Annotated in this window: 14 protein-coding genes; 6 read left to right on the top strand and 8 right to left on the bottom strand. The window is 73.1% G+C overall.

What is annotated here, in order from left to right:
- Nucleotides 1-4: 4 nt before the first annotated feature.
- Genes CFP66_RS24905 through solA (CFP66_RS24920) form a run of 4 tightly spaced genes read right to left on the bottom strand, consistent with a single transcriptional unit; the run spans nt 5 to nt 5986 of the window.
- Nucleotides 5-994, bottom strand: a complete 990-nt coding sequence (locus CFP66_RS24905) for a tripartite tricarboxylate transporter substrate binding protein (RefSeq protein ID WP_094927587.1) — start codon at nt 992-994, stop codon at nt 5-7.
- A gap of 5 nt (nt 995-999) precedes the next feature.
- Complete coding sequence (locus CFP66_RS24910) at nt 1000-2736, bottom strand: hydantoinase B/oxoprolinase family protein (protein ID WP_233159696.1); 1737 nt, start codon at nt 2734-2736, stop codon at nt 1000-1002.
- Entirely contained in the window at nt 2733-4790 is a 2058-nt protein-coding gene (locus tag CFP66_RS24915) for a hydantoinase/oxoprolinase family protein (RefSeq protein ID WP_094927588.1), read from the bottom strand. Before CFP66_RS24915 ends, CFP66_RS24910 begins: the two co-directional genes overlap by 4 nt.
- Complete coding sequence (gene solA / locus CFP66_RS24920; protein WP_094927589.1) at nt 4787-5986, bottom strand: N-methyl-L-tryptophan oxidase; 1200 nt, start codon at nt 5984-5986, stop codon at nt 4787-4789. The genes CFP66_RS24915 and solA (CFP66_RS24920) overlap by 4 nt, the downstream gene beginning before the upstream one ends.
- A 70-nt stretch (nt 5987-6056) precedes the next feature.
- Here solA (CFP66_RS24920) and CFP66_RS24925 point away from each other — a divergent pair, with 70 nt between their 5' ends.
- Nucleotides 6057-6962: a MurR/RpiR family transcriptional regulator gene (locus CFP66_RS24925; protein WP_094927590.1), complete on the top strand. Its 906-nt coding sequence runs from the start codon at nt 6057-6059 to the stop codon at nt 6960-6962.
- An 18-nt stretch (nt 6963-6980) separates the two neighbouring features.
- Here CFP66_RS24925 and CFP66_RS24930 read toward each other — a convergent pair whose 3' ends face one another.
- Nucleotides 6981-8294, bottom strand: coding sequence for an aromatic ring-hydroxylating dioxygenase subunit alpha (locus CFP66_RS24930; protein WP_094927591.1), 1314 nt, complete (start codon nt 8292-8294; stop codon nt 6981-6983).
- 21 nt (nt 8295-8315) lie between these two features.
- Nucleotides 8316-9500 carry an N-methyl-L-tryptophan oxidase gene (gene solA / locus CFP66_RS24935; protein ID WP_094927592.1) on the bottom strand — a complete coding sequence of 395 codons (1185 nt, stop codon included), beginning with the start codon at nt 9498-9500 and terminating at the stop codon, nt 8316-8318.
- A 73-nt stretch (nt 9501-9573) separates the two neighbouring features.
- On the opposite strand from solA (CFP66_RS24935), the gene CFP66_RS24940 reads away from it, so the two are divergent.
- Nucleotides 9574-10557 carry a LysR family transcriptional regulator gene (locus CFP66_RS24940; RefSeq protein WP_094927593.1) on the top strand — a complete coding sequence of 328 codons (984 nt, stop codon included), beginning with the start codon at nt 9574-9576 and terminating at the stop codon, nt 10555-10557.
- Here CFP66_RS24940 and CFP66_RS24945 read toward each other — a convergent pair.
- Both CFP66_RS24945 and CFP66_RS24950 read right to left on the bottom strand, forming a co-directional pair.
- Nucleotides 10511-11830, bottom strand: a complete 1320-nt coding sequence (locus CFP66_RS24945; RefSeq protein WP_094927594.1) for a M1 family metallopeptidase — start codon at nt 11828-11830, stop codon at nt 10511-10513. The two genes, CFP66_RS24940 and CFP66_RS24945, sit on opposite strands and share 47 nt — an antisense overlap.
- Nucleotides 11821-15666 (bottom strand): Pls/PosA family non-ribosomal peptide synthetase, encoded by a 3846-nt coding sequence (locus tag CFP66_RS24950; RefSeq protein WP_233159697.1) that lies wholly within the window; start codon nt 15664-15666, stop codon nt 11821-11823. The genes CFP66_RS24945 and CFP66_RS24950 overlap by 10 nt, the downstream gene beginning before the upstream one ends.
- 326 nt (nt 15667-15992) lie before the next feature.
- Here CFP66_RS24950 and CFP66_RS24955 point away from each other — a divergent pair, with 326 nt between their 5' ends.
- From CFP66_RS24955 to CFP66_RS24970, 4 genes are all read left to right on the top strand, one after another.
- Nucleotides 15993-16202, top strand: coding sequence for a hypothetical protein (locus CFP66_RS24955; protein ID WP_094927595.1), 210 nt, complete (start codon nt 15993-15995; stop codon nt 16200-16202).
- Between the two features lie 24 nt (nt 16203-16226).
- Nucleotides 16227-16904 carry a response regulator transcription factor gene (locus CFP66_RS24960; RefSeq protein ID WP_094927596.1) on the top strand — a complete coding sequence of 226 codons (678 nt, stop codon included), beginning with the start codon at nt 16227-16229 and terminating at the stop codon, nt 16902-16904.
- Nucleotides 16905-16920: 16 nt separating this feature from the next.
- Nucleotides 16921-18279, top strand: a complete 1359-nt coding sequence (locus CFP66_RS24965; RefSeq protein WP_233159717.1) for a HAMP domain-containing sensor histidine kinase — start codon at nt 16921-16923, stop codon at nt 18277-18279.
- A gap of 325 nt (nt 18280-18604) precedes the next feature.
- Entirely contained in the window at nt 18605-19951 is a 1347-nt protein-coding gene (locus tag CFP66_RS24970; RefSeq protein ID WP_143517375.1) for a right-handed parallel beta-helix repeat-containing protein, read from the top strand.
- Nucleotides 19952-20056: the final 105 nt, after the last annotated feature.

The following is a 20056-nucleotide window of genomic DNA, read 5'->3' on the forward strand; positions in this document are numbered from 1 at the left end:
GGACTCAGCCGGCGACGCCGATGCGCTCGGACAGGGCAGTGAAGCGGTTCGTCTCGTCGTGGATCTCGGCGCGCAGCGCGTCGCCGGTCCGCACGGTGGGCGAGAGCCCGACGGCCGCGAGTTGCGCGGCGACGTCCGGGTCCTCGGCGATGGCCCCGACGGCGTCGGCCAGCTTCCCGGTGAGGCCGGCGGGGATCCCGGGTGGTCCGGATACGCCGACCCAGTACTGCATGTCGAGATCGGGGTGACCGAGCTCGACGGTGGTGGGCACGCCGGGCAGCTTGTCGACGTGGGTGTCGCCGGTGAGCGCGATCGCTGTGAGCTTGCCCGTCGTGTGGAGGCTGAACGCGGAGCTGGCCCCCCCGGCGCCGAAGTCGATGTCGCCTGCGGCGACCGCCCGCATCACCTCGCCGGAGCTGCGGAAAGGCACGCGTTTGACGCGGGCGGCGTCGATGCCGTTCCCGGCGAGGAACTGCAAGGTGGCGTAGTCGCTGGTGCTGCTGCCGCCGATCCAGCCGACGGTGAAGTGGTCGGGGTCGGCCTTCGCGACCGCGACCACGGCGTCGTAGTCCTGGAAGGGCGCGTCGCCGCCGACGACGTAGACGTGCGGGCCCTGCGCGAACTTCGCGACGAACGTGCGGTCCGACCAGTCGTAGGGCAGGTAGGGCAGTAGGCCCTGGATGGAGCTGGACCCGGCGCCGTCGGCCAGCAACGTGTACCCGTCCGGTGCCGCCGAGCGGACGGAGCTGACTCCGATGATCTGGTCGGCGCCCGGCTTGTTGATCACGTTGACCGGAACGCCGAGCTCGTCGGACAACGCCTCGGCCGCGGCCCGGGCGGCGATGTCGGTGGACCCTCCCGCCGAGAAGGGCACCACGTAGTCGATGGAGCGGCTCGGGTAGCTGCCGATCGGCTCGTCCTGCGCGGCGCAGGACGCCAGCAGCATCCCTGTGAGCAGGACGGCGACCGCGCGCGGCAGCAGGCCGGTCCGCATGCCCCTCACCCCGCCCGGAGCCGGTCGCGTGCCCGCTCGGTGGCGGCCGTGTCGGGCGATCCGTCCTCGGCGAGCACCACGCCGTAGTGCTCGCCGGCGGCGCGGACGCTGACCCTGCCTTGGACGACGTCGGTCGCGACGAGCTCGGCGGCGCGCTCGAGCGGGTCGCCGTAGCCGCCGGAGCCGGGGCTCTCGATGCGCACGACGTCGTCGCGCTCGAGTGCGATCCCCGATACCCGGCCGCCGGGCAGGACCCGTTCGCCGTCGGTTCCAGGGCGGATGACGAACCGTCCAGTGCTGCCGTCCCCACCACCGTGCAGGCCCAACGGCGGGAACGTCTGCCGATCGGCGTGGGCCGAGAAGTCCGCACGCCCGGACAGGACCCGGATGTCGCGGCGGACTCCCAGCCCGCCGCGGTGGGTCCCCGCCCCACCGGAGTCGGTGATCAGCTCGTAGGTGTCCACGCGCAGCGGGTACTCCAGTTCGAGCGCCTCGATCGGCAGGTTCGACGAGTTGGTGACGTGCACCTGAACGGCGTCGAGCCCGTCCCGGTCCGACCGGGCGCCCGCGCCACCCGCGATCACCTCGGGGTAGACGAAGAAGTCCTCGTCGGGCCCGGCGAACGTCACGTAGGTGATGGAGCTGTGCGAGCCGGCGGGAACCCGGCCGGGTACGGCCTGGGCCAGCGCGGCGAGCAGCACGTCGGCCACCCGCTGGCAGGCGTCGGTGCGGGCGGCGACGGCGGCCGGTGGCCGCGGGTTGACGATGCTGCCCAGCGGCGCGTCGATGCGCACGGCGTCGAAGAAGCCGCCGTTCGCGGGGATGTCGGGATCGAGCGCGGCCTTGAGGGCGTAGTAGACCGTGGCCTCCAGCGCCGACCGCACGACGTTGATCGCGACGTCGGCCTGGCGGCCGGTGCCGTCGAAGGAGATCGAGACCTGGTCGCCCGCGATCGTGACGGCGGCGACGATGCGGATCGGCTCCTGGTCGGGAGAATCGCTGTCCAGCCAGTCGGCGGCGGAGTAGGTGCCGTCGGGAATGGCGGCGACGGCGACCTCGAGGCGTCGGCGCGCGTACTCGAGCAGCTGCTCCGACGCGGCCTCGAGCACCGCGCTGCTGTGCTTGGCGTGCAGTTCGGCGAACCGCGTCCCCCCGATGTGCACGGCGGCGAGCTGCGCGAGGAGGTCCCCGCGGCGCTCCTCGGGCAGCCGCGAGTTGAGCGTGACGAACGCCAGCGCCTCCTCGTTGACGGCGCCGTCGATCATGAAGCGCACCATCGGGATGCGCAGGCCCTCCTGGAAGATGCTGGTGGAGTCCCCGGAATTGCTGCCCGGCACGTGCCCGCCCACGTCGGAGTGGTGGGCGATGTTCGCGCTGAACCCGACCAGTCGGCCCTCGTGGAACACGGGTGCGGCCATCGTGATGTCGGGCAGGTGGGTGCCGCCGCCCGTGTAGGGGTCGTTGGTGATGTAGACGTCGCCCGCGCGCAGGTTTTCGGGGCCGTGGCGGTCCAGCAGGGCGCGCACCATGCCCTTCATCGAGCCCATGTGGATGGGGATGTGCTCGGCCTGCGCGATGAGCCGGCCGTGGGCGTCGAACAGGGCCGTCGAGCAGTCGACGCGTTCCTTGATGTTGGTGGAGTAGCTGGCGCGGCGCAGCACCGCGCCCATCTCCTCGGCCACCGACAACATCGCGTTGCCGATCACCTGCATGCTCACCTGGTCGACCTGCACCCCGGTCACTGGCTCACCACCTCGATCAACAGGTTTCCGAAACCGTCCACGGTCGCCGACCAGCCCGGTGGGACCAGGGTGGTCGAGTCGAGCTGCTCGACGACGGCGGGCCCGACGATCACGTCGCCGCACAGCAGCCCGGCGCGGTCCAGCACCGGGGTGGGCAGCGCGCCGTGTTCGGCGCCGAAGTCGACCTCGCGTGTGCCCAGCAGCGCGTCCGTGCCGGGCCGGCCGCTCCCCGTCGACAGGCGGGGCAACTCCGGCTTGCCGACGTGGCCGTGTGCGACGGCCCGGAGGTTGACCAGCTGGACGGGGGAGTCCGGGTGCGCGAACCCGTAGGCCTTCTCGTGCTGGGCGTGGAAGTCGGCGACGACGGACGCGAGTGCCGCCGGGTCGAGGCCCGAGGAAGGCAGGTCGATCCGCAGCTCGAAGTTCTGCCGCGGGTACCGGGCGTCGGCCAGCACCGTCACCTCGTGTCTCTGGGCGATGCGGGCCTCGTCGGCGAGCCACGCGCTGCCCTCGGCGACCAGTTCGGCGATGGCCGCGTTGAGGTCGGGCAGCGCGTCCGCTTCGGCCCGGCGCAGGAAGGACCGGGTGAACTCGCTGCGCACGTCGCTCACCAGCAGGCCGAGCGCGCACAACGTGCCCGGTCGCGGCGGGACGAGGAGCCGGGTCATGCCGACCTCGGCGGCGACCTCGGCCGCGTGCAGCGGACCGGCGCCGCCGTAGGCCATGAGCACGTACTCCCGCGGGTCCTCCCCGCCCTCGACCGAGACCTTGCGCACCGCGCGGGCCATGTGCGAGTTCGCCAGCCGGCCGATCCCGCGCGCAGCATCGAGCACCGTCGTGCCGAGCCCGTCGCCGACGCCGCGCACCGCCCGCTCGGCGGCGACCAGGTCGATGGGCATGGTGCCGCCGAGCGCGCTCTGCGGGTTCTGCCGCCCGCGCACGACGTTGGCGTCCGTGGTGGTGGGGAGGGTGCCACCGTGGCCGTAGGCGGCGGGGCCGGGCCGTGCGCCGGCGCTCTCCGGGCCGACCCGCAGTCCTCCGGCGGCGTCGACGGAGGCGATGCTGCCGCCACCGGCTCCGATGGTGTGCACGTCCATCGACGGCACCCGGATCGGGTAGCCGCCGAGCCCACGCTCGTTCGCCGGCAGCGGTTGCCCGCCGCGGATGAGGCACACGTCGGTGGAGGTGCCGCCCATGTCGAAGGTGATGAGGTCGTCGATGCCGGCGAGGCCCGCGAGGTAGCAGGCACCGACGACGCCGGCGCTCGGCCCCGACAGCAGGGTGGTCACCGGCCGTTCGGCCACGGTGTCGGTCGAGGCGAGACCGCCGTTGGACTGGATCACCCGTGGCCCGACGGGCAACCCGGCCGCGTTCACCCGCTCGCCGAGCCTGCGGATGTAACGGGCGACGACCGGGCCGATGAACGCGTTGATCACGGCGGTGGAGAAGCGTTCGTACTCGCGGAACTCCGGCGCCACGCGGCTGGAGCGGGAGACGAACAGATCCGGCCGCCGCCGGGCGAGCGCCTCCTCGAGGCGGCGCTCGTGCACCGGGTCTCGGTAGCTGTGCAGGAAACAGATGGCCACCGACTCGGCGGCGGAACCCTCGAGCGCGTCGACGGCCCGATCGACCTCCGCTTCGGTCAGTTCCTGCACGACGTCGCCCGCCGACCCGAGCCGCTCCGCGACGCGGAACGTGCGGTCGCGGGGGACGAGCACCGGGGGCTTGTCGGCGAACAGGTCGTAGAGGTGTGGCCTGCGCTGCCGGGCGATCTCCAGGACGTCCGGCACCCCCGCGGTCACCAGCAGCGCCGTGGGCGCACCCTTCAGCTCGAGCAGCGCGTTGGTGGCGACCGTCGTGCCGTGCCCGAGGTAGCTGACGTCGGCCGGCGCGCGCCCGGCGTCGTCGAGCACCGCCAGGATGCCCTCCGCGACGGCGATCGACTGGTCCTGCCCGGTGGAGGGCAGCTTGACGACGTGGAACCCGCCGGTCTGCGTGTCCAGCGCGGTGACGTCGGTGAAGGTGCCCCCGACGTCGACTCCGATGCGGATCATGCTGTCCTTCCGGTTTGGGTGTGCGCCGGCCCGGAGGCGGCTCTGGCGAGGGCGAGCCGGCTGGGCAGCGCAGGGCCGCCCCGTTCGAGCAGCTGGTCGACGGCCAGCGAGGCGAGGACGGGGGAGAGCTTGAAACCGTGTCCGGAGAATCCGCTCATGGTGACGATGCGGCGCAGGCCCGGCGGTGCGCCGATGAGCCCGTGACCGTCGGGCGTGTAGCCCTCGACGAACGCGCGGGCGTCGGCGGCCCGCGGTTCGAGCCCGGTGAACAGCTCTCCGACGGCCGCCTCGATGCGCCGCGAGTAGGCCGCCGGGACCGTCGCGTCGAACGCGGACAGCTCGGGCACGGTCTCCTTGGGGACGTGCAGGTTCACCTTGACGAGACCGTCACCCGCGGGTGGGAAGAAGGACAGGTCCGCTTCGGGGCCGCTGCGCCGGAGGCCGACGGGGAAGCGCTCCGGCGCGAACGCGGCGGGCTCCGTGGCGCGGAACCAGTGCAGGACGACCCGGCGCACCTCGTAGCGGCCGTGGACACCGGGCACCAGGTCTGCCGTCCACGGTCCGCCGCACACGAGCACCCGACCGGCGCGGACCACGCCGTCGCTGGTGTGCACACGCACCTGGTCCCCGGCTTCCTCGATCGCGGTGCAGCGCACGCCGGTGCGCACGGTCGCGCCGAGATCGCGGGCGAGGCCGGCCGCCGCTCGGATCGCCGTGCTGGGGAAGAGCAACCCGCCTTGCGGGTCGATCACACCGGTGTCGTCGGCGTGCAGGCGGTGCTGGGGGTGGCGGGCGGCGAGCTGGTCGTGGTCGAGGACCTCGTGCGGCAGGTCGAACTCACGGGCGCTGCGCAGCACCTCGGCGACGTCGGGGTGCTCGGGCGCGCCGATGGTCAGCGCCCCGCTGCGCAGCAGCAGCCGAGTGCCTGTCGTCTCGGAGAGCTGCTCCCACATCGACGACGCGCGCTGCAGCAGGGGTACGTACCAGGCACCCTCCTTGTAGGCGACGCGGAATATGCGGGTCCGGCCGCCCGCGGCCCCGCGCTCGTGGCCGAGGGGCTCGTGCTGTTCCAGGCCGATGACGCGCAGGCCCTCGCTCGCCAGGTGCCAGAGCGCCATGCTCCCCATGGCCCCGACACCGACCACCGCGACGTCCGCGTCGAGCGGACGGCGTCGCTCGGAGCCCGGATCGGGCATGTGCACCTCCGTGTACGAACCTGAGATGCGAGCAATGTAGGGAACACGACAAGAAGGGGTCAATGCTGTAGTGAAAACTTCAGGTAACGCGTCGCGGGTCGCGCCGCTGCACGAACGCGTCGCCGCGCTCGGGTACACGCTGTCGACGAGCGAGCGCACGGTCGCGGAGTTCATGGCCGACCACCCGGAGGTCGTGGTCTCGTGCTCGGCGATCGAGCTGGGGGCGCGGACGGGCACCAGCGACGCGACCGTCGTGCGTGCCGCGAAGGCGCTGGGCTACCAGGGCTTCCGCGATCTGAAGCGGAGCATGATCGAGGTGCTCGCGCGGCAGCGGGACCTGGCCGCCACGATGGACGACCGGCTTGCCCGCGTCGCCGCCGGATCCGACCAGGTGCTGCGGGTGCTCGACGACACGATCGGTCTGCTGGCCCAACTGCGCCGCAGCCTCGACCCGGAGGCGTGGCAGCGCGCCGTCGGCGCACTCGCGGCGGCTCCCTCCGTGATGACCTTCGGCATCGGTCCGGCCGCCTCCCTCGCCGACTACCTGTGCCTGTCGCTCAAGCGGATCGGTGTTCCCGCCCGCGGGAGCGGTCTGACGGGATTCCGGTTGGCCGACGATCTACTGGCTCTGCGCGCGGACGACGCGGTGGTGGTGTTCGCCCCGATCCGGCAGTTCCGGGAGATCTCCGTGATCGTCCGACACGCCCGTGCGGTCGGCGCCCAGGTCGTGCTCGTGACGGAGAGCCTCGGGATGGCCCTGGCGCCGCAGGTGCACGCCGTGCTCGCCACCCCGCAGTCGACCACGACGGCGGCCAGCGAGATCACCGGCGGGCTGGTGCTCGCACACGCGCTGACGCTGAGCGTGGCGTCGGCGGCGCGCGACACCGCGGTCGAGGCGCTGCGGCTGGTCAACCAGCTGCGCGCCGAAGTCGTGGGCGACGAGCTCGACGTCACGCCCCTGCCCCCACTCGACTAGCTCAGCACCCGTGGGGCGTCACGGGTCCGGGAACATGCGGGTCATGGTCTCCTCGTCGCCCGCGGGGATCCGGTCGATGCCGAGCATCTTGTCGATGACCATGTTCTGGAAGCGGTGCAGCGGCTCCTCGAACCGGAAGCACATGCGTCCGCCCCGGTAGGCCGGGTTCTCGATGCCCTCCTGGACGCGTTCGACGATCTCGAGGTCCTGGCGGTTGACGAGGTCCCAGAACTGCTCGAGCTGGGCGAGGCCGTCCTGCGCCGTGGGGTCGTCGAGCGATTCCGGGTGGCAGAGCAGGACCGCGGTCTCGACCGTGCGGTTCGCGCTCACCGGCTGGTTGAGCAGCACGAAGGCGTGGTTGGGCAGCACGACCAGCGCCGTGCTGGGGAAGAGCCAGACGAACCGGCCGCTCTCGGCGTCCTGCGCACCGAGCGAGCTCAACGGCCGCAGCCCGTCCCAGCCACCGGCGTCGGTGTTGCGCGACACCGGAGTGGTGCTCATGCCCGTGTACATGCCGGGGCCCTGCCAGCGGTAGTGGTCGGAGAACTTGGAGACCTTGTTCAGCTCCGGGTGCACCCAGGGCAGGTGGTAGTACTCCATGAAGTTCTCGCCGACGAGCTTGTAGTTCGCGGCCACGTCGTAGGTGCGGCGGCGCTGCGGCACCCACTCCTCGAGCCGGTGGTCGGTGAAGCGGCGGGGGAGGTCGCCGAGCTGGGTGGCCAGCGGGGCGGGATCGGCGGCGAGGTTCACGAACAGGAAGAAGCCCCAGGTGTCGACGGCGACCGGGAGCAGGCCGTAGTCGGCGCGGTCGAAGCCCTTGGCCACCGAGGTGTCGAAGACGGGTTCCTGGCCTGCGGGGACGTCGGAGCCCTCGAACAGCGGGGTGCCCAAGCAGGATCCGTCGGTGTCGTAGGTCCAGCTGTGGTACGGGCAGCGGATGCGGCCGCGGTGGCCGACCTCGCGTGCGCCCGGGGAGAGCAGCTTGGTGGCGCGGTGGCGGCAGACGTTGTGGAACGCCCGCAGCCTGCCCCCGCGGTTGCGGGTGACGATGATCGACCGGCCCGCGACCTCGACGACCACGCACGCGCCCGGGCGGTCGACGTCGGCGGCGAGCCCGACCGCGACCCACCCGGTGGTGAAGACCCGCTCCTGCTCGAGGGCGAAGAACTCCGGCGCGCAGTAGGCGTCGGGGATCAGCGTGGACGCCAGCTCCACCGGGAGCCGGGTGTGGCGGTAGGTGGCCTCGTCGGTGAACCGCGCCGGGTCGACCGGGCGCGCCGGCAGCGCGGCATGGGGGTCGACGGCCCGGGCCGCCGTCGCGTCGATCGTCATCGCGGTGGTCTCCCTTCGGGTTCAGACGTGGAAGCTGCGCGGGAACGACGGGTCGGTCAACGCCGGGCGCGTGATCGAGAAGGCGTCGATCGGGTGCGACGGTGCGCGCTCGAGCGCGAGGTCGGCGAGCAGGCCGCCGATGAGCGCGGCGAACTTGAACGCGTGCCCCGCGCCGATCGCGACGGCGATCTGGGGGTGCTCGGGCAGGGTGTCGAGCACGAAGTCCTGGTCCGGGGGCACGGTGTACAGGCAGGTCTTCGAGTACAGCTCGGGCCCGCCGAAGCGGGGGATGTGCCGCTCGACGAACTCGGCGTAGCGCTCGCGGCGCACCGGGTCGGGTTCGAAACCGCGGGTGTCGGCCGTGGTCTCGGGCCCGCCCATGTGCTGGCCGAGTTTGGTGGCGACCTCGCCGTAGACCGGGAAACCGTAGAAGTTGTGGCTGCCGTGCCACATGAACACCGGGAACCGGGCGGGGGAGAACTCCGCGAGGTGCGGCGTGGCGTAGTAGGTGACCTGCTCCTGCAGCACCGTCAGGGGCAGCGCCACCCCCGTCTCGGCGAGCAACTGGTTGGTCCAGGCGTCGGCGGCCACGACGACGCGGTCGGCCCGCAGGGTGCCCTCGTCGGTGACGACGGCGACGCCCTCGCCGTCGGGGCGCACCGCGTGGACGCGGGTGTGCGGCCGTACCTCGGCGCCGTGGGCCCGGGCCAGCGCGATGTGCACCGCGTTGGCACGTGCGGCGTCGACGATGCCCGATTCGGCCTGGTAGAGCGCCTGTTCGCCGCCGCCGACCCGGAACTGCGGCCACCGCCCGACGAGCTCGTCGGCGTCGAGGAGCTCGTAGTCCACGCCGAAGCGGTCGAACACCTCGGTGTAGCCCTCGATGTTGCGGGTGCCCGTGGCGGTGCCCCGCCGGGCGACCCGGTCCTCGATGACGAGCCCGCCCGTGCGGGTGACGATCTGCTGGCCGGACTCGGCCTCGACCTCGTGCCATGCCGCGTAGGCCGGTGCGGCAAGCGCGGCGTAGTGCGCCTGGTGCTGCGCGAGCCGGATGATCCGGGAGTGGTCCTGGGAGGCGCCGCGGTGGTGGCCGAGCTCGAACTGCTCGATCCCGAGGACCCCGGGGCCGAGCTCCGTGGCGAGGCGGTGCAGCGCCGCGGAGCCCAGCCCGCCGAGGCCGACGACGATCGCGCGATGACCCGTCATGACGGGAGTGTCAGCGCCACCGACCTTCCGCGTCCATCGAAGAATCGAACCCAGGATCTTGTACGTTCCGTACATGATTGATCGGCGGCTCCGCGTGCTCCAGGCGATCGCGCGGCACGGAACCGTGACCGCCGCCGCGCAGGTGTGTCGGCTGACCCCGTCCGCGGTCTCGCACCAGGTCCAGGCCCTGGCCCGCGAGCTCGACGTCGCCCTGCTCGAACCCGCCGGCCGCGGGGTGCGGCTCACCCCCGCCGCGCGCACCCTGCTCGCCCACTCCGAGATCCTCACCGCGGCGTGGGAGCGCGCCCAGGCCGATCTCGACGTCCACCGCGCCGGCGACGTGGGCGGGACGCTGCGCTTCTGCGGCTTCTCCAGCGCCGCCGCGGCGGTGGTGCCCCGGGCGCTGGACCACCTGCGCCGCGGGCACCCGGCGCTGCGCGTGCACCTGCGGGAGGTCGAGCCCGCGCGCGCGTTCGACCTGCTCGCCTCCGACGACACCGACATCGCGGTGGTGGTCGCGACACCGGACATCCCACCCGTGACCGACGCCGCCTTCGACCAGCACGCCCTGTACGACGAGCCCCTGGACGTGCTCGTGGGGCCCGATCATCCCCTGGTCGGCGCCGCCGAGGTCGCCCTGAGCGACCTCGCGGCCGACCCGTGGATCTGCAGCGATCCCGGGCGCGCCTACCACCAGCTCGTCACCCTCGCGTGTGCGAGCGCAGGCTTCGCCCCCGACATCGCCCACTACGCCGACGAGTGGGACACCGGCGCCGCGCTGGTGGCCCGCGGGTTCGGCGTGGCCATGGTCCCCCGCCTGGCCGACCTCCCCGCCAGGCACGACACGCGACGCATCGCGATCAGCACGCCGCCGGTGCCGATCCGGCACGTGATCACCGCCGTCCGCGCGGGCTCGCAGGGCAGGCCCACCATCGCCGCCGGACTCGAGGCACTGCGCCACGTCACCGCCGTGGCCCCGTTGGGGCTCGACCCCGCCGGCTCGGAGGTCCTCAGCTCCCGAGCCCGGGGAGCGCACGACGATCCAGCCACGCGGTGAAGAACGCCGAGAGGTCCGTGCCGGCGTGCCGCCCGGCGAGCTCGACGAACTGCGCGGTGGTCACCGTCGCGTGCCGGTGCCGCGCCGTCCACTCCCGCAGCAGCGCGAAGAAGGGCTCGTCGCCGATCCGGCCGCGCAGCGCGTGCAGCACCAGCGCGCCCCGCTTGTAGATCCGCTCGTCGAACATCCGCGCCGGGCCGGGGTCGGCCAGGACGAGGTCGGCCGGCTGCGCAGCCACCCGCGCGTGCCACTCCCGGGCGTGCGCCGCGGCGGCGCGGCCGCCGGAGGACTCCGACCAGAGCCACTCCGCGTACGTCGCGAAGCCCTCGTTGAGCCAGATGTGGCGCCAGTCGGCGATCGTGAGGCTGTTGCCGAACCACTGGTGCGCCAGCTCGTGCACCACGAGCCGCTCGTGGGTGCGCCGCCCGTCGAGGTGGTTCGATCCGAAGATCGACATGCCCTGGGCCTCGATCGGGTCATCGAGCTCGTCGTCGGTGACGACGAGCTGGTAGTCGGCGAACGGGTAGGGGCCGAAGAAGCCCTCCAGCGCGGTCATGATGGCGGGGTGCCGGCCGAGGTCGCGTGCGGCGTTGCGGCGCAGCCGGGCCGGGATCACCGCCACCTGGGGCACCGGGCCCTCGGCGAGCACGACCTCCTCGTAGCGGCCGATCTGCACGCTGACCAGGTACGACGGGGTGGGCTCCGCCCGCTCGTACACCCACGTCCGCGTGCCCGCCGAGCGGCGCCGCGCGGAGAGCACACCGGTGGCCGCCACCGTGTACGGCGCGGCGGTGGTCACGGTGATGCGGTAGGTGGCCTTGTCCGAGGGGTGGTCGTTGCACGGGAACCAGGACGGCGCGCCCACGGGCTGGCTCGCGACGAGCGCGCCGTCGGTCAGCTCGTCCCAGCCGACGTCGCCCCATCGGCTGGCGACCGGTGCGGGGTTGCCGACGTAGCGCACCTCGACGGTGAACCGGCCCGCGACGGGGCGGTCCGGCGTGATGTGCAGCTTGCCTGCGCGGTGGCGGAACTTCGCCGCCTCGCCGTCGACGAGCACCCGCGGCACGCGGAACGCCTCGAGGTCGAGGCTGAACCGGGAGAGCGGCGCGTCGGCCACGGCGGTGAGCACCGCCCGCCCGGTGAGCCGGTTGGCCGCGACCTTGTAGTCGATGTCCAACTCGTAGTGCGCGACCCGGTACCCGCCGTTGCCGTGGGTGGGCAGGTACGGATCGTCCGACCGGGCTGCGCCGGCCGTCGGCTTGCTCAGCCCCACGAGGTGATCGGGTTGCCCAGCCAGCGGGTCGCGGCCGGGACGGTGTCGCCGCGCGTGACCAGCGAGCCCGGTCCGACGGTCGTCCCCACGCCGATGCCCGCGCCCGGGAGGATGATCCCGTTGGGCCCGAGCGTCGCGCCCGCGTCGATGCGCACCTCGTCCATGCTCATGATCCGATCATGGAACAGGTGGGTCTGCACGACGCAGCCCCGGTTGACGGTGGCGCCGTCGCCCAGGTGCACGAGGTCGGACTCGGGCAGCCAGTAGGTCTCCAGCCACACGCCGCGCCCGATGCGAGCGCCCATCGTCTCCAGCCACGCCGTGAGCACCGGGGTGCCGCTCGCCGGCCCGACCAGCCACGGCACGGCCAGCACCTCGACGAACGTGTCGGCCAGCTCGTTGCGCCACACGAACGAGCTCCACAGCGGGTGCTCCACCGGTCGGAACCGGCCCACGAGCAGCCACTTCGCCGCCGTGGTCACGCCGGCGGCCGTGATGCCGGCACCGAGCAGCAGCGGGCCCGCGAGCACCGCGGCCACCAGGAACCCGCTGGTGGCGTGGATCGCCACCAACTGCCCGACGACGAGCACGGCGAGGGCCGCGGAGCACATCACCGGCACCACCCGGCACAGCTCGATCAGCCCACGCGCGATCTTGAGCCGGCGCGGCGGGTGGAACGTGCGGCTGGTGTCGCCCTGCTCGACCGCCCGGCGCAGCGGCATCGGCGGCAGGCCGAGCCAGGACGAGCCCTTCTTCGCCTTGCGCGGTGTCGCCGAGAGCACGCCGACGAGCCCGCGGTTGGGTACCGACCGGCCCGGAGCAGTCATCCCGGAGTTGCCCAGGAACGCCTGCTTGCCGACGCGCGAGGGCGCCACGTGCATCCAGCCGCCGGAGAGCTCGTAGGTGCCGACCATGGTGTCGTCGGCGAGGAACGCGCCGTCCGCCACCGTGGTCATCTTCGGCAGCGCGATCACCGTCGACGCCTCCACGTCGCGGCCGACCTCCGCGCCGAGCAGCCGCAGCCACGCGGCGGTGAACCGGCTGGAGTACAGCGGGAACAGGCCCGTGCGGGCCATGCCCATCAGGCGCTCGGTGCTCCAGACCTGCCAGCCGGCGCGGCTGTGCACCGGGTGGAAACCCTCGGCCATGTTGATGCCGAGCAGGCGCACCCCGGCCACGACGAGCGCCGCGTACGTCAGCAGGTACGCCACCGTCGCGGGGGCCACCACGAGCAGCGCCCCGGTCGTCGCCTCGGCGGGGGACGCCGCGCCGACGACCCCGGCCGCGAGGATGGCGAGGGCCGGCAGCGCCGCCGCGGCGGGAACGAGCCCGAGCGCCATCGACGTCACGCCGTAGGCCAGCGCCCACGAGCGCGAGTGCGCCGGGCGGGTCGACGGCCAGCGCACGTCGCTCTTGCCGGTGCGCCCCGCGGGCGAGCCCGCCCAGCGCTGGCCCGCGGGCACGGCGCCGCTCACGGTCGACCCTGCGGCGATCTCGGCGCCCTTGCCGATCCGCGCGCCCGGAAGCAGGGTGCTGCGGGAGCCGATGGTGGCGTCGGCGCCGATGCGGATCTTGCCGATGTGCACGACGTCACCGTCGACCCAGTAGCCGCCGAGGTCCACCTCCGGCTCCACGGCTGCGCCGCGCCCCAACTTCAGCATTCCCGTCACGGGAGGGGCGGAGTGCAGGTCCACGTCCTTGCCGATCTTCGCCCCGAGTGCGCGTGCGTAGCGGCTGGTCCACGACGCGCCGGAGACGCCGGTGGCGCCGGACAGCTCGGCGAGGCGGGTGGCCGCCCACAGCCGCACGTGCACCGAGCCACCGCGCGGGTGGCTGCCGGCACGCACACCGCGCAGCAGCAGCCGGGCGCCACCCGCGGCGATCCCGATCCGCCCGGCCGGGCTGAACAGCACGAGCCAGGCCACTGCGAGCGACCACCACGGGACGGTGGGCGCCCAGGGAACCGCGATGGCGGCGACCGTCGAGAGCGCGGCGGCGATGCTCGCCCAGCGCAACCCGACCAGCGCCAGCATCGGCACCATGAGCAGCGCCTGCGCGAGTGCCGCCCGCCGCGGGATCGGAGCGACGTGGCGCCGCGTGGTGCTGGTCGCGCTCAGCGCGTCCAGCCGGGCCGCGAGGGACCCCAGTTTCGGGTGCAGGTACAGGTCGTTGACCGACACCTGGGGGTGCCGGGTACGGATGCGTGCCACCAGCTGCGCCGCGGTGAGGCTGCCGCCGCCGTGGGTGAAGAAGTCGGCCTTCGGGTCGGCCACCGCCACGCCGAGGATCTCCGACCAGCCCTGCGCCAACCAGCCCTCGGTGGGGGTCAGCAGGCCGGCGGCGACCGGGTCGGCCCCGCTCGCCGCCGGGAGCGGCCACGGCAGCGCGTTCCGGTCGACCTTGCCCGACGTGCGCGTCGGCAGGTCGTCGAGCACCGCGAGCAGCGGCACGAGCGCGGCGGGGAGCCGCTCGCGCAGGGCGAGCGCCGCGGCGTCGGTGTCCAGCTCGCCGTCGGGCACCACGTACCCCACCAGCACCTGGTTGCCGGCCCGGGTGCGGCGCACGGCCGCCGCCGCGCCGCGGACGCCGGGCAGCGTGAGCAGCGCGGCGTCGACCTCGCCCAGCTCGATGCGCCGCCCGCCGAGCTTGACCTGCTCGTCGCCACGCCCGAGGAACACCAGGCCGGCCTCGTCGGCGCGGACGACGTCGCCGCTGCGGTAGGCGCGCTCCCAGCCCAGCGAGGGCAGCGGCGCGAACTTCGCGGCGTCCTTCTCGGTGTCGAGGTAGCGGGCGAGCCCGACCCCGCCGATCACCAGCTCGCCGCTCTCTCCCATCGCGACCGGCTCTCCCGCACCGTCGACCACGGCGAGAGCCCAGCCGTCGAGCGGCAGCCCGATCCGCACCGGTCCGTCGCCGGTGAGCTGTGCGGCGCACGCGACGACGGTGGCCTCGGTGGGCCCGTAGGTGTTCCACACCTCGCGACCCTCGACGGCCACCCGCTCGGCCAGCTCGGGCGGGCACGCCTCCCCGCCGAAGATCAGCAGGCGCACGTCCTCCAGCGCCTCCGGGGGCCAGAGCGCGGCGAGCGTCGGGACGGTGGAGACGATTGTGATCCGCTGCACCTGGAGCCACGGCCCGAGGTCGACCCCCGTGCGCACCAGCGCCCGGGGCGCCGGGACCAGGCAGGCGCCGTACCGCCACGCGAGCCACATCTCCTCGCACGAAGCGTCGAACGCGACCGACAACCCGGCCAGCACGCGGTCACCGGGGCCGATCGGTTCGTCGGCGAGGAACAGGCGGGCCTCGGCGTCGACGAACGCCGCGGCGGAGCCGTGGCTGACCGCGACACCCTTCGGGGTGCCCGTCGAACCGGAGGTGAAGATGATCCACGCGTCGTCTCCGGGGCCGGGGGTGCCCGGCGTGCCGATCGGGGCCGCGTGCGTCGCCATCGACCCGTTGTCGCCGAGGACGACGCACACCCCGGCCTCGCCGAACACCTGCTCGGCCCGTTCGTCGGGATCGTCCGCGTCGACGGGGACGTACGCGGCGCCCGCGGCGAGGATGCCCAGGATCGCGACGTACAGCTCGGCGGTGCCGGAGGAGATCCGGACACCGACGCGGTCACCGACCCCGACACCGGCGTCGGCGAGGCGCCGCCGGACCACGTCGATCTCCTCGGCGAGCCTGCGGTAGCTGAGCACCGTGCCGCCGGCGTCGACCGCGGCCTCGTTGGGGTGCTTCGCGGCGGTCTCGGCGAGCACGTCGAGCAGCGTGCGCCGCGACGGTGCGGGTACGGCGGGGTAGAGCGCGGGAGTGCTGGGCAGTGCGAGTGTCACCGGGCACCGGCCGGGGTGGGCTCGGTCCGGGCACGAGGACGGCAGCGTGCAGCGCGCGAGCGCATGTCTCACCTTCCGGGGTGAACGTGCTGTGTCGACAGCCGGGTCGAGGCTGGATGCGGCACAGGCGGCACCACCCGGGGCACAGCGATCTCGGTACCCAGACTAACGGTAGGTGTTCCGGCGGTCGCGCAGACGTGGGTGAGTTCACGGGGGAGCGCCCACCTGACGATCGGCTTGCGGAACGTGCGGCTGACCGGCCGGAGCCCCCCGGCGGGCGCGGGATCGGCCAGGATCTTCAGTGGGACACGGCGATCGGAGGAGCGATGCAGGTACTGCCAGGTGCCGGGCGCCGGGACGCGGTCGCCCGCAGGCTGGCCGCCGAGTTCGACGGCGTCCTCCCGTGTGTCATCGTGGAGGCCGAGGTCGCGGCTGCGGAGGCGGAGTTGCGCGGCCAGGTCCCGCCCGGATCGCTCGACGAGTTGCTCCACCACCTGGCCGGGTACCGGCTGCGGCAGCGTGCGGGTGCCCACTGACGACCCGCGGGGCGAGGAGGATGCGTGCAGGCTCGGCTGCTGCTGGTGGAGGACGACGAGCGGATCCGCCAGGCCCTCGGGCTCGCGCTCGCGGACGAGGGCTGCGACGTGGTGGAGGCGGCGTCCGGGGAGCAGGCGCTGGCGCTCCTCGACACCACCACGGTGGACGTCGTCCTGCTCGACCTCATGCTGCCGGGGGTGGACGGCCTCGAGGTGTGCCGAACCCTGCGCGCCCGCGGTGACCTCCCGATCATCATCGTCTCGGCGAGGACGGACTCGGCCGATGTGATCGACGGGCTCGAGGCGGGCGCGGACGACTACGTCACGAAGCCCCTGGTGGCGAGCGAGCTCTCGGCGCGCATCCGGGCGCTCCTGCGCAGGCGCCACAGCACCGGGGAACCACGGTTCTCGTTGCGCATCGGCGACGTCGAGATCCTCCCTGACGAGGACGTGGTGCGCCGGGCCGGCGAGGAGGTCCACCTCACCCGCACCGAGTTCCGGCTGCTCGCCGAGCTCGCCGCCGCGGCAGGCCGCGTCGTCAGCCGGGAGGAGCTGCTCAAGCGGGTGTGGGGTTACGACTACTTCGGCGACACCCGGCTCCTCGACGTCCACATCCGGCGGTTGCGCCGCAAGATCGAGCATGATCCCGACGACCCGGAGCGCGTGCTCACCGTGCGCGGGCGCGGTTACAAGGCCGGCTGAGCCCCGCGTGCCGATCATGCGGCTCACGCTGCGCTGGCGGATAGGTACGGCCTTCGGCCTGGCGTGGCTCCTGCTCACCGGCGTGCTCGCCGCGGCGACCTGGAACCTGGCCGCGGGCTACATGCTGGGGCAGCGCGAGATGAGCGCGGTGCGCCAGGCCGAGGTCAACATCCGCCTCGTCGACGACTCGCTGCGGTCCGGCGCGGAAGGGCTCGACGAACTGCTCACCGGCCTGACCTCCGACTCCGATTCCACCGTGTTCCTCTCCAGGCCGCAGGGGTGGATCACCAGCGGTCGGCGGGTCGACCCCGCGTCCCTGCCCGACCCCCTGCTGGCGCTCGCGCGCAGCGGGGTGCCGGACACCCGGCGCCTCACCGTGGAGCACATCCCGGTGATCGCCGTGGCCCTCCCGGCAGGCAGCGGGCCCGACGTCTTCGTGGAGCTCTTCCCGCTGGTGGAGCTGGAGCGGACGCTGCGGTTCCTCGGCATCGTCCTCGTCTGCGGGGTCGCGGGGGGTGGACTGCTGGGGTTCGCGCTCGGCGCGTGGGCGAGCAAGCGGGCGTTGCGTCCCCTGACCGAGCTCACGGGCGCCGCGTCCCGGATGGCGAGCGGCGACCTGCGGACCAGGCTCCCGGAACACACCGACCGGGACCTCGCGGCGCTGGCGTCGGCGTTCAACGACACCGCGGAGGCGCTGGAGGCGCGGGTGCTGCGGGATGCGCGGTTCGCCGGCGACGTGAGCCACGAGCTGCGCTCCCCGCTCACGACGATGGCGAACGCGGCCGCCGTGCTGCGGCGCCGTCGCAGCGAGCTCGCCGGGACGGCGGGCCGGGCACTGGACCTGCTGCTGTCGGAGGTGGACCGGTTCGAGCGGATGGTCGTGGACCTGCTCGAGATCTCGCGTGACGACCAGGACTCCGACGACCCGTCCGGTGAGGTCGTGAACCTGGGCGAGCTGCTGCGCAACGTTCTCGACGTGCGGGCGCAGGCGCCCCCGGTGGTCGAGATCGAGGACCGGCCGCTACTGGTGCAGGGCGACCGCCGCAGGCTCGACCGGATCGTCGCCAACCTGCTCGACAACGCCGACCGGTACGCCGGAGGGGCGGTACGGGTGGCGGTGCGCCGGCGCGACGGTCGTGCTCGCCTCGAGGTCGACGACGCCGGACCGGGTGTGCCCGAGGAGTTGCGGGAGCGGGTGTTCGAGCGCTTCGCCCGCGGCGTCCAGGCGGGGCAGCGGGGCCCGGGCGGGGGGAGCGGGCTCGGGCTCGCCCTGGTCGCGCAGCACGTCCGTCACCATCGCGGCGCGGTCTGGATCGAGGACCGCCCCGCGGGCGGAGCACGCTTCGTGGTGGAACTCCCGGAGGCCGACCACTGAGCGTCGGCCCCACGTTCGGGTGGCGCCTTTCGTCAGCTGATCGTCAGGTTTGCGAGACCGGCTGCCGGGAGCTGCGAACTGCCTCTCCCGGGGGCGTCCGAATCCCCCGTCCTGCCTGGTCAGGCGGTGGATGTCGGTATCGAGTGCCGGTGTTCGCAGGCGTCCCCTCGGCGGGATCGGCCGTCGTTAGGGTGCTGGTCGGCGGACGGCGTGGGAAGCAGTTCGGGAATGACCACGAGCGTCCGTCGTGTCGTGATTCTGCGAGAAACCGGGGTTCGCACCTTCCATGCATTCACCGAAATTCCACTCCACGGTTCCGCGTCGCGTGCGGAGCCGCCTGCTCCCGGTGACGGCCGTCGTCGGCGCGGTGGCGCTGGTCGTGAGCGGGTGCGGGACGCCGACGCCCGATCCGCTGCCACGCCGCGAGGTGCCGGCCCACGAGGCCGTCGACATCGCCGCGCCCTGCTCGGGTTCGCTGCCCGCCACGACAACGGCAGCTACGACGCCGGCAGCCGACACGGAGGGCGCCGACGTCGACGCCCGGTTCGACGCCGGCACGAACGCGATCATGCTCACCGGTGGGGAGAACGTCTCCATCCCGGCGCTGAGCGAGGAGATCGCGGATCCGGCGGCGCTGCGCGAGGTCGAACCGGGGGAATGGATGCTCGGCGCCGACCTCGTCGTGCTCTCCGGAGCGTCTCTGCGGGTCAGTGCCCCGGACGTGCGCTGGCTCAAGATGGCCAGCGGTGACGGCGCGGCCGTGGCGCTCCGGGCGCTCGGCGGCTCCGTGGACATCGCCGGTTCGTGCATCACGTCGTGGAACGACGCCGCCGGCACCGTCGACGAGGAGTACCGCGACGGCCGCAGCTTCCTCCTCGCCAGGGACGGCGCCTCGCTGACGATCGACGCATCCGAGATCCGCTACCTCGGCTCGGGCGAGGTCGAGTCGTACGGGCTGTCCTGGCGCACCGCGGGGACGACCGGGAGCATCACCGACAGCGTGGTGTCGCACCTCTACTACGGCCTCTACTCCTACGAGATCACCGGGCTCCAGGTGCTCGACAACGAGTTCCACGACAACGTTCTCTACGGCGTGGACCCGCACACCGGATCCACCCAGATGGCGATCGAGCGGAACGTGGTGCACCACAACGGGAAGCACGGGATCATCCTCGCGGAGGACTGCACCGACAGCGTGATCCGGGACAACATCGTCTACGCGAACAACCACCACGGCATCGTGATGTACCTGCACTCCGACCGGAACCTCATCGAGGGCAACGAGTCGTTCGGCAACGCCGCGCTCGGCATCAACATCAACGAGTCGAACGACAACATCATCCGCGCCAACAAGGTGTACGACAACGCCGACTCGGCCGTCGGGATCGGTCAGACCTCGAGGCAGAACCTGGTGGAGTCCAACCAGTTGCGCGGCAACGAGAAGGACGGCGTCCGGCTGGTCAGCCTGGCCGCCGAGACCACGGTGCGCGCGAACACCATCGGCGGCAACGGGCGCTACGGGATCTACATCGACACCGAGGGCGCGTTCGACCTCGTCGACAACGTCGTCTTCGGCAGCGAGGCCGGCTTGATGGTGCGCGGACGCGAATCGGTCGACGAGGGCGACAACGAGTGGTTCGGCAACACCGAGGACGACGTGATGCTGAGCTGAACCGGCCTCAGCCGACGTCCTGGTGCACCCGGAACGGGTCCAGTGCCGGAACCGCCGCGCCGCGCTTGGCCTTCGGCGCCTCCGCCACCTGCGGCTCGGGCGTCG

Source organism: Pseudonocardia sp. MH-G8 (assembly GCF_002262885.1).
In the GTDB taxonomy this organism is placed as follows: domain Bacteria; phylum Actinomycetota; class Actinomycetes; order Mycobacteriales; family Pseudonocardiaceae; genus Pseudonocardia.

Excerpts from the sequence above, each read along its gene's own strand:
- CFP66_RS24905 (WP_094927587.1), bottom strand. The coding sequence starts at position 994 with ATGCGGACCGGCCTGCTGCCGCGCGCGGTCGCCGTCCTGCTCACAGGG.
- CFP66_RS24915 (WP_094927588.1), bottom strand. The coding sequence starts at position 4,790 with ATGATCCGCATCGGAGTCGACGTCGGGGGCACCTTCACCGACGTCACC.
- solA (WP_094927589.1), bottom strand. The coding sequence starts at position 5,986 with ATGCCCGATCCGGGCTCCGAGCGACGCCGTCCGCTCGACGCGGACGTC.
- CFP66_RS24930 (WP_094927591.1), bottom strand. The coding sequence starts at position 8,294 with ATGACGATCGACGCGACGGCGGCCCGGGCCGTCGACCCCCATGCCGCG.
- solA (WP_094927592.1), bottom strand. The coding sequence starts at position 9,500 with ATGACGGGTCATCGCGCGATCGTCGTCGGCCTCGGCGGGCTGGGCTCC.
- CFP66_RS24940 (WP_094927593.1), top strand. The coding sequence starts at position 9,574 with ATGATTGATCGGCGGCTCCGCGTGCTCCAGGCGATCGCGCGGCACGGA.
- CFP66_RS24955 (WP_094927595.1), top strand. The coding sequence starts at position 15,993 with ATGCAGGTACTGCCAGGTGCCGGGCGCCGGGACGCGGTCGCCCGCAGG.
- CFP66_RS24965 (WP_233159717.1), top strand. The coding sequence starts at position 16,921 with ATGCGGCTCACGCTGCGCTGGCGGATAGGTACGGCCTTCGGCCTGGCG.